Annotated in this window: 12 protein-coding genes; 7 read left to right on the top strand and 5 right to left on the bottom strand. The window is 57.3% G+C overall.

The window, feature by feature from the left end:
• Positions 1–116: 116 nt before the first annotated feature.
• Positions 117–1,184, bottom strand: coding sequence for an Mrp/NBP35 family ATP-binding protein (locus MWU55_RS08145; protein ID WP_246935550.1), 1,068 nt, complete (start codon positions 1,182–1,184; stop codon positions 117–119).
• A gap of 473 nt (positions 1,185–1,657) precedes the next feature.
• On the opposite strand from MWU55_RS08145, the gene MWU55_RS08140 reads away from it, so the two are divergent.
• Complete coding sequence (locus MWU55_RS08140) at positions 1,658–1,873, top strand: DUF1127 domain-containing protein (RefSeq protein ID WP_246935549.1); 216 nt, start codon at positions 1,658–1,660, stop codon at positions 1,871–1,873.
• A 383-nt stretch (positions 1,874–2,256) separates the two neighbouring features.
• Here the strand turns inward: MWU55_RS08140 and MWU55_RS08135 are convergent, their stop codons facing one another.
• Together MWU55_RS08135 and MWU55_RS08130 are read right to left on the bottom strand one after the other, a co-directional pair.
• Positions 2,257–3,141 carry a homocysteine S-methyltransferase family protein gene (locus MWU55_RS08135; protein ID WP_246935548.1) on the bottom strand — a complete coding sequence of 295 codons (885 nt, stop codon included), beginning with the start codon at positions 3,139–3,141 and terminating at the stop codon, positions 2,257–2,259.
• A gap of 124 nt (positions 3,142–3,265) precedes the next feature.
• Complete coding sequence (locus MWU55_RS08130; RefSeq protein WP_246935710.1) at positions 3,266–5,584, bottom strand: UvrD-helicase domain-containing protein; 2,319 nt, start codon at positions 5,582–5,584, stop codon at positions 3,266–3,268.
• A 310-nt stretch (positions 5,585–5,894) separates the two neighbouring features.
• On the opposite strand from MWU55_RS08130, the gene topA reads away from it, so the two are divergent.
• Entirely contained in the window at positions 5,895–8,444 is a 2,550-nt protein-coding gene (gene topA / locus MWU55_RS08125) for a type I DNA topoisomerase (RefSeq protein ID WP_246935547.1), read from the top strand.
• Here the strand turns inward: topA and MWU55_RS08120 are convergent.
• Positions 8,437–8,958, bottom strand: coding sequence for a helix-turn-helix transcriptional regulator (locus MWU55_RS08120; RefSeq protein ID WP_246935546.1), 522 nt, complete (start codon positions 8,956–8,958; stop codon positions 8,437–8,439). The genes topA and MWU55_RS08120 overlap by 8 nt on opposite strands.
• 43 nt (positions 8,959–9,001) lie before the next feature.
• The gene (locus MWU55_RS08115; protein WP_246935545.1) at positions 9,002–9,451 is read right to left on the bottom strand and encodes a hypothetical protein; all 450 of its coding nucleotides are present in this window, start codon (positions 9,449–9,451) and stop codon (positions 9,002–9,004) included.
• A 229-nt stretch (positions 9,452–9,680) separates the two neighbouring features.
• Between MWU55_RS08115 and MWU55_RS08110 the strand changes: the two genes are divergently transcribed.
• From MWU55_RS08110 to MWU55_RS08090, 5 genes are all read left to right on the top strand, one after another.
• Positions 9,681–10,394, top strand: coding sequence for a CoA transferase subunit A (locus MWU55_RS08110; RefSeq protein WP_246935544.1), 714 nt, complete (start codon positions 9,681–9,683; stop codon positions 10,392–10,394).
• Positions 10,395–10,397: 3 nt separating this feature from the next.
• Positions 10,398–11,027: a 3-oxoacid CoA-transferase subunit B gene (locus MWU55_RS08105; protein ID WP_246935543.1), complete on the top strand. Its 630-nt coding sequence runs from the start codon at positions 10,398–10,400 to the stop codon at positions 11,025–11,027.
• A 161-nt stretch (positions 11,028–11,188) separates the two neighbouring features.
• Positions 11,189–12,313: a PQQ-dependent sugar dehydrogenase gene (locus tag MWU55_RS08100; protein ID WP_246935542.1), complete on the top strand. Its 1,125-nt coding sequence runs from the start codon at positions 11,189–11,191 to the stop codon at positions 12,311–12,313.
• 126 nt (positions 12,314–12,439) lie between these two features.
• Positions 12,440–13,462 carry a lysylphosphatidylglycerol synthase transmembrane domain-containing protein gene (locus MWU55_RS08095; RefSeq protein ID WP_246935541.1) on the top strand — a complete coding sequence of 341 codons (1,023 nt, stop codon included), beginning with the start codon at positions 12,440–12,442 and terminating at the stop codon, positions 13,460–13,462.
• Positions 13,446–14,759, top strand: a complete 1,314-nt coding sequence (locus tag MWU55_RS08090; protein WP_246935540.1) for an FAD-binding oxidoreductase — start codon at positions 13,446–13,448, stop codon at positions 14,757–14,759. Before MWU55_RS08095 ends, MWU55_RS08090 begins: the two co-directional genes overlap by 17 nt.
• The last annotated feature ends 3 nt before the right edge of the window (positions 14,760–14,762 follow it).

Raw genomic sequence — 14,762 nt, 5'->3', positions numbered from 1 at the left:
TCAGCCAACCCCATGATGATCACGACCCCGCCCATGATTTCCCAATCACCGCGTTAATCACAAAAAAGCCCGGCGTAGTTGGGTACGCCGGGCGGAAACCACTGCTGGAAATGACGTCAGGCGATGCCGCGAGCCACCATATCGGCTGCGAGCTTTTGATAAGCCTCTGCCACAGGTCCGTCGCCCAAAGCAGCCGGCGTTCCGCTGTCACCTGCCAAGCGCACATCCAATGACAATGGGATCTCACCCAAGAATGGCGCGCCCAGTTCGGCTGCTTCATCGCGAACACCACCATGACCAAACAGATGTGCCTCGTGCCCGCAGCTTGGGCAGACATAGGTGGACATGTTTTCGACCAGACCGAGGATCGGCACATTAACCTTGCCGAACATATCAATCGCCTTGCGCGCATCAAGAAGCGCCACGTCCTGCGGGGTTGAGACAACAATCGCCCCGGTGATCTGAGATTTCTGCGCCAAAGTCAGCTGCACATCTCCAGTGCCCGGAGGCAGATCGATAATCAGAACATCAAGGGGCGCCCAGTCGACCTGAAACAGCATCTGCTGCAAAGCGCCCATTAACATCGGTCCACGCCACACCACGGCCTCGCGATCAGATTTCAGCATCAACCCGATGGACATCATCTTGACCCCATGCGCCTCGACCGGGATCAACTTGTCCCCGTCTGGCGAACTTGGTCGCTGTGTGGTTCCCATCATGCGCGGCTGCGAGGGGCCCAGAATGTCAGCATCCAACAGCCCGACCTTGCGACCCTGCTTAGCCAATGCCACAGCAAGGTTCGAACTGAGTGTAGACTTCCCTACCCCGCCTTTGCCCGATGCAATGGCAACCACATTGGTCACGCCCGGCACGGGCAAAGGCCCTGCCTGCGGCTTCGGATGCCCGCCCACTTTCAGGCTTGGCGGGGCTTTTGCCGGTTGCGCTGGTCCATGCGCAGTCAAAATAACCGAAACGGTTTCGACACCATCCAACGCGGCAATCGCGGCTTCAGCCGCGCGGCGCTGGGGTTCCATATCTGCTGCTTGCTCGGGCGATTCCGCTTCGATGACGAAACTGACATTGCCACCCTCAACAGACAACGCTCGGATCATATCGCGTGATGCTAGGTCACCCCCATCCGGCAGCGCCACCGAGGACAGCGTCCCCATGATCTTATCCCGCATTTGATCGCTCCTGTTTGACTGTGCGCGTTGCCCTAGATTGGACGGTTTCACGGCAGGCGCAAGAGGCAAAGGCACACGGCGCCGGGGCGATCTGATGAAAATCTCGCTGTTAACTTAGCGCACCGCCGTTTTCACGGACCTTCTGAACACATTCAGCCACACACCCCAACGCACAGGCCGATGTACTGGGCACATCTAAAAAACTGCCGTTGCGTAACCCGCCAAGCCAAATATGCTGCGCTGCAGCTAACGGGGAAAAATTAGGCAAAAATCACCTCATGGTGTTATTTTATAAGCATATTTACCTATGCACACAATGCATGACGGGTTTGATGAAGTGAGGTATTGTGCAATTGCAGCATCACCCCCATTTTGAACTCGAAGCGCAAATGTGAGCGCCAACGAAATGTAACTGGGTCGTGTTGATGACCCGCTTCAAGGTTCACAGAACCGAACAAGAGTGAGTGAGTAAAATGGCACATGCTACCGAAATTCTGATCGCCCGCGCAGGCATCATCGACCGTATCGTAGCACGTGTTGCGACCTGGAAAGAGCGCTATGACCAGCGCGTTGACTACAACGCAACCGTGCGTGAACTGTCGGCCCTGAGCGACAACGAGCTTTGGGATCTGGGTCTGTCCCGCGGTTCCATCCGTCACGTGGCAAAAATGGCCACCTACGGCAAATAAAATTTCGGCCACCACCCTCCTCCTCCCTGGTGGTGGCTTTGATTGGCGGCGGGGTCTTCCTCCTCCCTGACCCCGCCGACCAATCACAAGTCTTCGGATCTTCTACCTCCTCCCAGAAGATCCATGGGTCGCGACGATGCTCACCTCCTCCCGGGCATCGTCGCACCCCCAGATACGAGGCGTTTCCACCTCCTCCCGGAAACATCTCGATATGGCAGACGGTCTACCTCCTCCCAGACCGCATGCCAGCTGAAGTCGGCCCTCTCCTCCTCCCGAGGGTCGCATCAGACATGAACGGCGGCGCCCACCTCCTCCCGGGCGTCGCCGTTTTTTTGTTTTTTCGCAAAGTTCGGTTGATCTGACGTTATGCGTCTTAGACAAGGTTACGGAACCAATTTCCCACCCTGAAACGCCGACGCAATTTCCGCCATATGCCGCATATCCGTGCCACAGCATCCGCCAAGCACGCGAATATTCGGATAATTCCTGTGAAGGGCCGCCAGTTGCTGCCCAAGCTCGACGGGGTCTCCGTCATCCAGCTTGGTCGATTGATCTAGTTCGGCATGGCTACAACGAGATGCATTGACCACCAGACCTTTCAACCGCGCCATCCATGACGCATCCGAAAGGACATGCTGGAAATGATCGGGATGCGCGCAATTGATCATGAAGTACGCGCTATATCCGTCCGTTGCGTTGTCGACAGCTTTGATCGCTTGGCCAAGCGAAACTCCCGTCGGAAGACGGCCGTCGGTTTCCACCGTGAAGGCCACAACAACAGGCACACCACATTGCCGCGCAGCGTTTACGATCCCGATCGCTTCTTCTGTATAGGCAATGGTGTAGGCGCTGATCAGGTGAATGCCAGCCTGCGCAAGCACGTTTATCTGTTCAATATGATAGGCTTCCGCTTGGGCCGCATTCATTTGCTCGGTTGGTGCATAGGCATCCGCGCGCGGCCCAACATTGCCGCTTGTCAGAACCGGAACATCATCATGGTCTGCGCAAATCTCAGAAAGAAACGCGACCGCCTGAGTGTTCCTTTCAACAAGCGTGGCGGGTTCGTACCCGATCTGTGCCCCGCGATCTCGGTTTGCAACCCAGGTCGGGGCCTCCAGAATTGCGCCGACGTCTTTGTCGCGTGCAAGAGCGATCAGATCCTCGTAATACGCCCGCAATTGCCGCCGCCCTGCCGTTGTCTCAAGCAAAGGGTAGCTTGCAAATCCGGGCAGATCGAAGCCTTGCGTGAATAACAGATCAGTTTCCATTCCCGTGTAGGTTATGAAAGCTGTCTCATCCGTTAGTGAACATATATCGCCACTTGGAGCCACAGTGATACCTTTTGTTGTATCGAACCACCTTTGCAGCTCCGGGGGATTGAGGCAATTTCTTCTAAAACGGTACATCGCCCGCTTGTGCGGCGGGTACGATGAACTTGGACACGACTTTTTTGGCACCTGCCTTATCGAACTCGATGTCCAGCTTGTCGCCTTCGATGCCCATCACAGTGCCGTAACCAAACTTGGTGTGAAACACCCGGTCGCCTTGGGTGAAGGAGGAGACAGCTGTCGCGTCGATCACCAGCCCGCGCGCCTCGTTCGGGCTGGGTTTGGCGCGCAGGTTGCCTTGCGCCTGCATCCGCTTCCAGCCCGGTGAATTGTAGGCATCCGCGCGGCTGGCTTTGTCCTCCAAGGGGGATTGCCCCCCGAAATCGCCAGACATGCCGCCGTAGCCCCCGCCATACAGGCCGGGCGCGGTCAATACCTCGACATGCGCTTCAGGCAGCTCATCTACAAAACGGGATGGCAATTGCGACTGCCATTGTCCGTATACGCGGCGGTTGGCAGCAAAAGAGATCGTGCAGACCTCTTCCGCCCGCGTGATGCCCACATAGGCCAACCTGCGCTCTTCCTCGAGACCCTTCAACCCGCTTTCATCCATCGAGCGTTGGGACGGGAACAGCCCGTCCTCCCAGCCCGGAAGGAACACGGCAGGGAACTCAAGCCCTTTGGCACCGTGCAAGGTCATGATGGTGACCTTTTCCTCAGCGTCGTCGGTGTCATTGTCCATGATCAGGCTGACATGCTCGAGGAAACCCTGAAGGTTTTCAAAGCTTTCCAGAGCTTTCACCAGCTCCTTGAGGTTTTCCAACCGCCCCGGTGCCTCGGGCGTTTTGTCGTTCAGCCACATCTCGGTATAGCCGCTTTCCTCGAGGATCACCTCGGCCATTTCGATATGGGTGTCGGCCTCCGCGCGCAGCTGATTGAACCAGCGATCCAGACCCGCGACCAGCTCGGCCAGCCCCTTGCCGCCTTTGCCTTTGATTGCGCCCGTCTCGACCGCGATCCGCGCGCCTTCGACCAGCGAGACGCCATTTGTGCGGGCCAGCATCTGGATGGTCTGCACCGCCTTGTCACCCAGCCCCCGGCGCGGCGTGTTGACGATGCGCTCAAACGCCAAATCGTCGTCTTGGCTGACAGCGAGCCGGAAATAGGCCATCGCATCGCGGATTTCCAAACGTTCATAGAAACGTGGACCGCCGATCACGCGATAGGGCAAACCGATGGTCAGAAAACGGTCTTCGAAGGCGCGCATCTGGTGGGACGCACGCACAAGGATGGCCATGTCATCCAGCAACTTCGGTTCCAAGCCCCGCGTGCCAGATTGCATCGCCTCGATTTCTTCGCCGACCCAGCGGGCTTCTTCGTCTCCGTCCCAATGGCCGATCAGGCGGACCTTTTCGCCGCCCTCGGCCTCGGTCCACAGCTCTTTGCCCAGACGCCCTTCGTTGCCCGCGATCACGCCGGACGCAGCGGCCAGAATATGCGCGGTCGAGCGGTAGTTTTGCTCCAACCGGACCACTTTCGCGCCCGGAAAATCCTTTTCAAACCGTAAGATATTGCCAACTTCGGCCCCGCGCCAACCATAGATCGACTGGTCATCATCGCCCACGCAACAGATGTTTTTATGCCCCGCCGCCAAGAGCCGCAGCCACAGGTATTGGGCGACGTTGGTATCTTGGTATTCGTCGACGAGGATGTATTTGAACCAGCTTTGATACTTGTCCAAGATGTCGTCGTGTTGCTGAAAGATCGTGACCATATGCAGCAGCAGATCGCCAAAGTCGCAGGCATTCAATGTCTTCAACCGCTCTTGATACTGCGTATAAAGCTCCGGTCCGCGATCGTTGAATGCCTGCGCCTCGGACGCGGGCAGCGTTTCCGGCGTCCATGCGCGGTTTTTCCAATTGTCGATCACGCCCGACAAAAGACGCGCGGGCCAGCGCTTCTCGTCGATATTGTTGGCCACGATCAACTGCTTCAGCAACCGGATCTGGTCGTCTGTATCGAGAATGGAGAAGTTGGTTTTCAGCCCGACCAGTTCGGCGTGACGGCGCAAAAGCTTCACGCAGATCGAATGGAAGGTGCCCATCCACGGCATGCCTTCAACCGTTTGGCCCAGCAGCCCGGCGACGCGTTCTTTCATCTCGCGCGCGGCCTTGTTGGTAAAGGTTACGGCGAGGATTTCGTTGGTGCGTGCGGACCCAGTGGTCAAGAGATGCGCGATCCGCGTGGTCAGAGCCTTGGTTTTGCCCGTGCCCGCGCCAGCAAGCATTAAAACCGGACCGTTCAACGTCTCGACCGCCTCACGTTGGGCAGGGTTTAATCCGTCCATGTAGGGCGCAGACCGCGCGCCCAAAGCCGCCCCCATCGCGCGCTGCGATAGTGGTACCTTCGGCGCTCCTACCCCATCATCGGAATCATCAATCAGGTCGTTGTCGTCAATGCTGCTCATTCGATCTTCTTAGCAACGCGAAGCCCACAGGGGAAGAGTATGTTCCACATCTGTTCCCTCCATCTCCTAAAATCCCCCCAAACTTTCCGCCCCCTAAAGGGGGCGCGGCGAAATGCGCCCCTATATATAGAGAGTGCCCATTGACAAGACGCCCCTTCACGACACATCTAACGCCTCCAGAAAGACTGCCATTATTACATGGTGTACCTGAGTCGAGAGGAAGTTCATGCCCGTAGTCGTCGTCGAAAGCCCGGCCAAAGCCAAGACCATCAACAAATATCTTGGGTCGGACTACACGGTATTGGCCTCGTATGGTCACGTTCGTGACCTGCCCGCCAAAGATGGCTCGGTCGATACGGATAATGAATTTGCCATGACATGGGAGGTCGGCCGCGACAGCGCCAAACATGTGCGCGCCATTGCCGACGCCCTGAAAGATGACAACAACCTAATTCTCGCAACCGACCCCGATCGCGAAGGGGAAGCGATTTCGTGGCACTTGGAAGAAGCACTGCGCAAGCGCCGTGCGGTCAAGAAGGACACGCCGGTCAGCCGCGTGGTCTTCAACGCGATCACCAAATCCGCTGTGACCGAGGCGATGCAGAACCCGCGCGACGTCGACAGTGATCTGGTCGAGGCATACCTCGCCCGCCGTGCGCTGGACTATCTGGTGGGCTTCAACCTCAGCCCCGTTCTGTGGCGCAAACTGCCCGGCGCGCGGTCAGCTGGTCGCGTGCAGTCCGTTTGCCTGCGCCTGATCGTCGAGCGTGAGGAAGAGATCGAGGCGTTCAACGCGCGTGAATACTGGTCTGTGAAGGCGCTGTTGCAGACCCCGCGCGGACAGGAGTTCGAGGCGCGCCTGACGGTGTTGGGTGGCCAGAAGCTTGACCGCTACGACCTTGAGAACGAAACCGCTGCCGAACTGGCTGTGCAGGCCATTTCATCGCGCGATCTGTCGGTTCAGTCGGTCGAAGCGAAGCCTGCGACCCGCAACCCCTCGCCGCCCTTCATGACCTCGACCCTGCAACAAGAAGCCAGCCGCAAGTTCGGCTTTGGCGCGCGTCAGACCATGTCGACCGCCCAGCGCCTCTATGAAGCGGGCTATATCACTTATATGCGGACCGACGGCATCGACATGGCGCCCGAGGCCGTGTCAGCTGCGCGCGATGCAATCTCGGACCGGTATGGCAAGGAATTCATCCCCGCCAAGCCACGCATCTATAAAAACAAAGCGAAGAACGCTCAGGAAGCGCACGAATGTATCCGCCCGACGGATATGACCGTGTCTGGCAGCGATCTGGCCAAGCTGGAACCCGATCAGCGCAAGCTTTACGACCTGATCTGGAAGCGGACGCTGGCCAGCCAGATGGAAAGCGCGAAGTTTGAGCGCACCTCGGTGGATGTGGGTTCAGATGACGGTCAAGTTGTGCTGCGCGCTACTGGACAAGTGGTTGTTTTCGAAGGATTCCTGAAGGTCTATGAAGAAGGCCGCGACGATCAGGTGGTGGACGAGGACGACAAGCGCCTGCCCCAGATCATGGAAGGCGAGGCTGCCAAGAAAACCGGCATCACGCCCGAACAGCACCACACTCAGCCCCCGCCCCGCTACACCGAGGCGACGTTGGTCAAGCGTATGGAAGAGCTGGGCATCGGTCGCCCGTCGACCTATGCGTCGGTGATCACCACGATCCAAGACCGCGAATACGTTCGCAAAGACAAGAACCGCCTGTTCCCCGAGGACAAAGGTCGGATCGTGACGATCTTCCTGATGAACTTCTTCCGTCAGTACGTGGGCTATGAGTTCACCGCGAATTTGGAAGAGGAACTCGACGAGATTTCGGCGGGCGACATGGACTACAAGGAAGTGCTGGCGCGCTTCTGGCGGGATTTCTCGGCCGCGATTGCCGAGACCTCTGAACTGCGGATCTCCGAAGTGCTGGACAAGCTGGATGCTGCACTTGCGCCGCAGCTTTATCCTCCGCGCGAAGACGGATCCGACCCGCGCATTTGCCCGAAATGCGGCACGGGTCAGCTGCATCTGAAAACCTCGCGCACAGGCGGGTTCGTGGGCTGCGGCAACTACCCGGAATGTAACTATACCCGTCCTATCGCTGGTGAAGGCGCGGAAGGCGACGAGCGCCTGTTGGGCGAAGACAATGGTGACGAAATCTGGCTGAAAGCCGGTCGCTTCGGACCTTATGTTCAGCGCGGTGAACCCACGCCCGAAAACAAGAAACCGCCGCGGGCTTCGCTGCCCAAGGGCTGGTCTAAGGACGACATCACGCTTGAGAAGGCTTTGATCCTGCTCTCGCTGCCCCGCATCGTGGGCGAACACCCGGATGGCGGCGAGGTAAAGTCGAACTTCGGTCGTTTCGGGCCCTACATCATGCACCAAGCCGAAGGCGAGGCGAAGCCCGTCTATGTGAACCTGAAAGACCCTGCGGACGTGTTCGAGATCGGCATGAACCGCGCGGTCGAGATGCTGGCAGAAAAACGCGCCAATCCTGGTGGGCGCGGACGTACCGCTGCCAAGCCTCTGAAAGAACTGGGCGAACACCCAGAAGATGGCGGGCCGGTCAACGTCATGGAAGGTCGCTATGGTCCCTACGTGAAATGGGAGAAGGTTAACGCAACTATCCCCAAAGACGTGGAACCCGCCGACGTCACCATGGAAATGGCCGTGGGCTGGATCGCTGAAAAAGCGGCCAAGAAAAAGCCTGCGCGCAAAAAAGCGGCTACGAAAAAGAAAGCCGCCCCGAAGAAGAAGGCTAGCTAAGCTTCTCAGCAGTTTCTGGTGTGCTTCCGGTTGATGGCTCGATTAAAAGCTCGTCGATCAAAGCACCCAGCAATTGCGTTCGGCTTTTCACACCTGCTTTTCGATAGATCGCATTGTTTTGCGATTTTACCGTGCCTTGACTTGTTTTTCGGATGTCCGAGATTTCCGCAACCGTAAATCCTTTCATGGTCAGGTACGCTATCTCTTGCTCGGCTTCACTTAGCCCCCAGCTTGAAAACTGTGCTTGAACCATCGCGCCAAACTGTCCCTGCGCCGCACGTAAAAGTTGCTCGACTTCGTCATTGCGGCGGCGGAGCAATCTTTGACTGTGAAAAATGAATGCTCCGCCAATGATGAAACCACATAGCGTGGCAAGCTCTGTGAGTTCATGAATGAACCAATCGAAGCCCAACAGCCAAATCCCAGTAACCTCTCCAAAAAATTCAATGAGGAAAGCAATGGCTGAAAGCGCAAAAAGCCCTGCTCCGATCATGCTGTAGGTTCTGGCGCGCATTTTTGGGCTCCGATTGAGTTTCAAGGCGCTTCAATGGGACCGATTAATCGTCGTCATCATCGTCGTCGTCGTCGTCATCATCATCGTCGTCATCATCGTCATCATCATCGTCGTCGTCATCATCGTCATCGTCATCTCGATCTTTCCGATCGTCACGATCATCATCGTCGTCATCCCGATCATCATCATAATCGTCGTCATCCCGATCATCATCGTCGTCATCATCACGATCATCATCATCATAATCGTCGTCATCTTTCTCAAAACGGTCCCGCAACACTGTACCGTCTTTGCCTAAAACAAGCTTACGTTCACCCAAGGGACCTTCCGCTTCGATCTTGTAGTTGCCGAACAAGGTTTTGCGAATTTTGATCTCTGTGTATCCCTGATCCGTCAGTTCTTGGATCAATGCTTCTTTGGTGGTTTGCGCAAAAACCGGGGCTGCCAAGGCGGCAACAACTGCGGTCATCGCAAGTGTTTTAATAGGTTTCATCTGCTTTCTCCGTTAGGAATGGATTACTATCCAGTATTGATCAGACAATCCGTAACATTGATATTGGACTTTCGATGGTTCGATTGGAAACCAACTAAAGTTATACGCTTAGACCGGGTCAATTGATCCTACGTAGAAATACCCGAAACCCCGCATTTCCCCCGTGTTTCGTTGACTCAGCACCGCCCTCACGCCAGAACACCTACGAAACTGACGAGAGGGAACTTTCATGAACAAGGTATATGGCAGCGCCGCCGAAGCTCTGGACGGGCTTTTGCATGACGGCATGCTGATTGCCGCTGGCGGCTTTGGCCTGTGCGGCATTCCCGAGCTTCTGCTGGAAGCCATCAAGGAAAACGGTGCAAAGGATCTGACTTTTGCCTCGAATAATGCGGGCGTTGATGATTTCGGCATTGGTATCCTGCTGCAAACCAAGCAGGTGAAGAAGATGATTTCGTCCTATGTGGGCGAAAACGCCGAGTTCATGCGCCAGTACCTGTCGGGCGAACTGGAACTGGAGTTCAACCCGCAGGGCACTCTGGCCGAACGCATGCGCGCCGCTGGCCACGGCATCCCCGGCTTCTTCACCAAGACCGGCGTGGGCACCGTGATTGCCGACGGCAAGGAACACAAGGACTTCCCCACTGGCCCGAATGGCGAGATGGAAACCTACATCATGGAAGAAGGAATTTTTGCCGATCTGTCCATCGTGAAAGCCTGGAAAGCCGACGAGACCGGCAACCTTGTCTTCCGCAAAACTGCCCGCAACTTCAACCCGCCGGCTGCCATGTGTGGCAAAACCTGTGTGGTCGAAGTGGAAGAAATCGTGCCGACCGGCTCGCTGGATCCAGACTCGATCCATCTGCCGGGCATCTACGTGCATCGCATCATTCAAGGCGAGCACGAGAAGCGCATCGAACAACGCACCATCCGGGAGGCTTAAGACATGGCTTGGGACCGCAATCAAATGGCCGCCCGCGCGGCGCAGGAACTGCAAGACGGTTGGTATGTAAACCTCGGCATCGGCATCCCGACGCTGGTGTCCAACTACATCCCTGAAGGCGTCACCGTGACGCTTCAGTCGGAAAACGGCATGCTGGGCATGGGCCCCTTCCCGACCGAGGATGAAATCGACGCCGACCTGATCAACGCAGGCAAGCAGACCATCACCGAACTGCCCCAAACGGCCTATTTCGACAGCTCGATGAGCTTCGGCATGATCCGTGGCGGCAAGATCGCCATGGCGATCCTTGGCGCGATGGAAGTCGCTGAAAACGGCGACCTTGCCAACTGGATGATCCCCGGCAAGCTGGTCAAAGGCATGGGCGGCGCGATGGACCTTGTGGCCGGTGTTGGCCGCGTTGTCGTCGTGATGGATCACACCAACAAGCATGGCGACTCGAAAGTGCTGAAAGCCTGCACCCTGCCCCTGACTGGCAAGTCGGTCGTGGACCGCATCATCACCAATCTGGGTGTGCTGGATGTGGTCGAAGGCGGCCTGAAAATCGTCGAGACCGCCGATGGCGTGACCGAGGACGAACTGCGCGCAGCAACGCAGGCGACCATCGTCAACTGATCAAATCACAAATTTTCGTGGAAAGGCCCCGGTGACGGGGCCTTTTCTTTGCCACGCTGCAAAGTCACACGATTGTTTGGTCGCAACGTTTGATGCAGCCCGGCATTGATGCTCTACTATCCGGGTCAATTGTCGCTTCTCTCACCCGGATCGAGGCCACCATGAAATCGTTCACCTCTGCACTGTTCCTTGTCATCACAGCTTTGGTTGCATCACTTGGCACAGCAAACGCGTTCACCATCAAAGGAACCAAAGGTGGATCGTTTGAAGCGTCGTCAGTTGCCGCGTTTGACAGCCCGTGGGCGATGACCTTCGTGGATAAAGACCGCCTGCTTGTAACCACGAAACCAGGAAAGCTGTGGCTGGTCAGAACTGATGGGAAAAAAGAACTGGTTGGCGGCCTTCCAGATGCCCTTGTCGGCGGGCAAGGCGGGCTGGGCGATGTCGTGCTGCATCCAAACTTTTCGGACAATCAGATTGTCTATGTATCCATGGTGACAACAGGCGACGCGGACGGCACCCGTCGCGCGATCGTTCTGCGCGGAGAGCTTGACCTTTCAACACCTCCGAAACTGTCCAATGTCGAACGGATCTGGCAGCAGGACCCGGCCTTAGAGGGGAAAGGGCACTTTTCTCACAGGATTGCCTTTGGTCCGGATGGAAAGATGTTCATCACCTCAGGTGATCGGCAAGAACAGACACCTGCCCAGCGATGGGACATGGCGCTTGGCAAGATCATTCGCCTGAATGACGACGGGACGGTGCCGCCCGACAATCCGTTTCAGAACAAAGGGGACTTGGCGAAAAGCTTCTGGACCACAGGACATCGCAATGCGCTTGGAATTGCCTTCGATGCAGGGGGTCGTCTTTGGGCGCATGAGATGGGTCCGCTTCATGGGGACGAGTTGAACTTGATCAAACCGGGATTGAATTATGGATGGCCCGTCGTGTCGAACGGCGACAATTACAATGGAAGCGAAATCCCCGACCACCCGACACGCCCGGAATTCGAAGCGCCCAAGGCCTTTTGGGTGCCAAGTATCGCGCCATCTGGTCTGGTGATTTATTCCGGCACACGGTTTCCGGACTGGACAGGTGATGCCTTCATTGGCGGCCTTGTCAGCCGTGCACTCATCCGTGTGGACCTGTCTGGGGATACAGCAACCGAGGCCGAGAGATTTCGCTGGGGCAAGCGGGTGCGCGAAGTGGAACAGGGGCCAGACGGAAACCTTTGGGTTTTGGAAGATCGGGATGGAGGGCGCCTGCTAAAGCTGACAGCACCCTAACCGGAAGACCTTTGCCACGCATCACATGTGGGAAAAGCTGTTGGTTTCTCCCCTCTTTTCCCTCGCAATTGCTGCCGAGCTTTCATAATCTCGCCTCAATCCCCAGCCATAAGCCGGGCAATGACAATGAGCAGCACTGATCCCATATCGTCAACCACGGGGAAACAATCCGTGGGCGAGCCTCCGAACAAGAGGCTTCGGGATACCCTTATTCTCTTGGGATTGTTTGCGCTGGTCTTGGCCGGGCTACTTGGGCTTGCTGCGGCGACTGGATGGGAAGAAACCCGCGAACAACTGATGAAACTCAGCTGGATGCAATTTGCGGCGCTCTTAGCTCTTAGCCTTGTGAATTACCTGTTCCGCGGCCTGCGCTGGCACATATTTGCGCGCAAACTTGGCCTGCCTACGGGACTATTCCAGAACCTACGCCATTTTCTAGGTGGCTTTGCGATGTCTGTGACCCCCGGTCGTTTGGGTGAATTGGTGCGCATGCGTTGGCTGCGCCGTGAAACGGGCTGGAGCTTCGAACGAACCGCGCCGCTGGTCTTGGTAGATCGCGCATCGGATCTGACCGCGATGGCATTGATCCTTGGATTGGCTTTAGCCTTTTCCACAACGGGGATCGCTGGCGGATTGCCTGTCACCATCCTTGCATTGATCGCGGCATTTGCGGCCACGCGCCCGCGCTTGCTGGCGTGGTTTGCCACAATGGGACACCGCGTCACCGGTCGTTTTGCACGCCTTTGGGCAAAGGTCCGTCGCGCTGCGCATTCGCTGTCCGCCTTTACCTCACCCACCCTCATGGCCGTTGCAGCCATTGTGGGTGTGATCGGATGGATAGCCGAAGGCTATGCCTTCCACCTTCTTCTGATGTGGATGGGGGCTGACATTGGTTTCGCCAAAGCCGTCGCCATCTTCGTCTTTTCAACACTTGCCGGTGGACTGACAGGCGCACCAGGAGGCGTCGGCGGTGCCGAAGCCGCCATGATTGCCCTGTTGGCACTGGAAGGCGTGCCGCTTGAGGTAAGCCTGCCTGCCACTGCCATCATCCGCGTAACAACCCTTTGGTTCGCGATCGGGCTTGGTCTTCTGATCTTCCCTATCGCCGAACGTAAATCACTGAGACACACACATGGTATGGAAAACTAGCGACTATGCCGGCTGGGGCCGGGTTCTTACGGCTAGCGGAGAGCTTGCCCGCCCAGAACGCGCCCGCAGCCTGAAGGCCATCGTGGCCGACACCACCTGCCCTGCGATTGGCAATTGTCGGTCCTATGGGGATGCTTCTTTGAATGACGGTGGCCGCGCCATCGACATGACGCGCATGAACCGCATCATCGCCTTTGATGCCGAAGCCGGCGTTGTGACGGTCGAAGCCGGGATCACCATCGGCGAGCTTGCTCATATCTTTGCCCCCCAAGGTTGGCTGCCTGCGGTCATGCCCGGCACCGGCTTTGCAACCGTTGGCGGCTGCATCGCGCAAGACGTGCACGGCAAGAACCACCATAACGAAGGCAGCTTTGGCCAGCATATTCTGTCCGTCACGCTGCTGATCGGAGAAAAGCGCACTGTCGCCACTCCGGATCGCAATGCCGGACTGTTCCGCGCCACCATGGGCGGTATTGGACAGACCGGTGTAATTGCCGAGGCGAAACTGCAACTGAAACCCTGCCCCGGCGACGTGATGATGGTCACCGAACGCCGTGCCTCAGATTGGGATGAACATCTGGCGCATCTGGATGGCAGCCAGGCCACCTATTGTGTCGGCTGGATCGACGCCACGGCCACCGGTTCAACGCTAGGGCGCGGGATCGTAGAAGAGGCCGAGCTGGCCGCAGGTCTACTGCCCAAAGCCAAGCCGTCAAAATCCGTGCCATTGGACGCGCCAAACTTTGCGTTGTCTGCCCCAATCGTGCGTACGTTTAATAACGCCTATTATCGCCGCGTGCCGACCTCGGGCCGCTCCTCGGTCAAGCGCATCGACGATTTCTTCTTTCCTTTGGACAAGATTCACGACTGGAACCGACTTTATGGCAAGCGCGGGTTCTATCAATTCCAGAACGTCGTCCCGTTGGATCAGGCATATGCGCTGAAGGCGATGCTGAAAGAGATCGCAGGCGCGGGCCTTGCCTCGCCTCTGGCTGTGCTCAAACGCATGGGCGCAGGCCGCGCGGGCCACATGAGCTTCCCGATGGAGGGCTATACGCTCGCCGTCGATTTCCCCGCGCGCGATGCAGCGCGGGATTTGATTGCGATGCTCGAGGATATGACCGTAGATGCAGGCGGGCGGCTTTATCTGGCCAAAGACGCTTTGGCCACCGGCCCCGCCATCAAGGCGATGTATTCCGAACATGCAGACTGGGTAAAGGCCGTGAACAAGGTCGACCCGGACCACGCGCTGGAAACCGATATGGTGCGGCGCCTGAACCTTCGCGAGGCGGGGTAAAAG

This window comes from Aliiroseovarius sp. F20344 (assembly GCF_023016155.1).
Classification (GTDB): Bacteria; Pseudomonadota; Alphaproteobacteria; order Rhodobacterales; family Rhodobacteraceae; genus Aliiroseovarius.
Note: the sequence above shows the minus strand (reverse complement) of the source record. Positions and strands in the feature narration are given on the sequence as shown.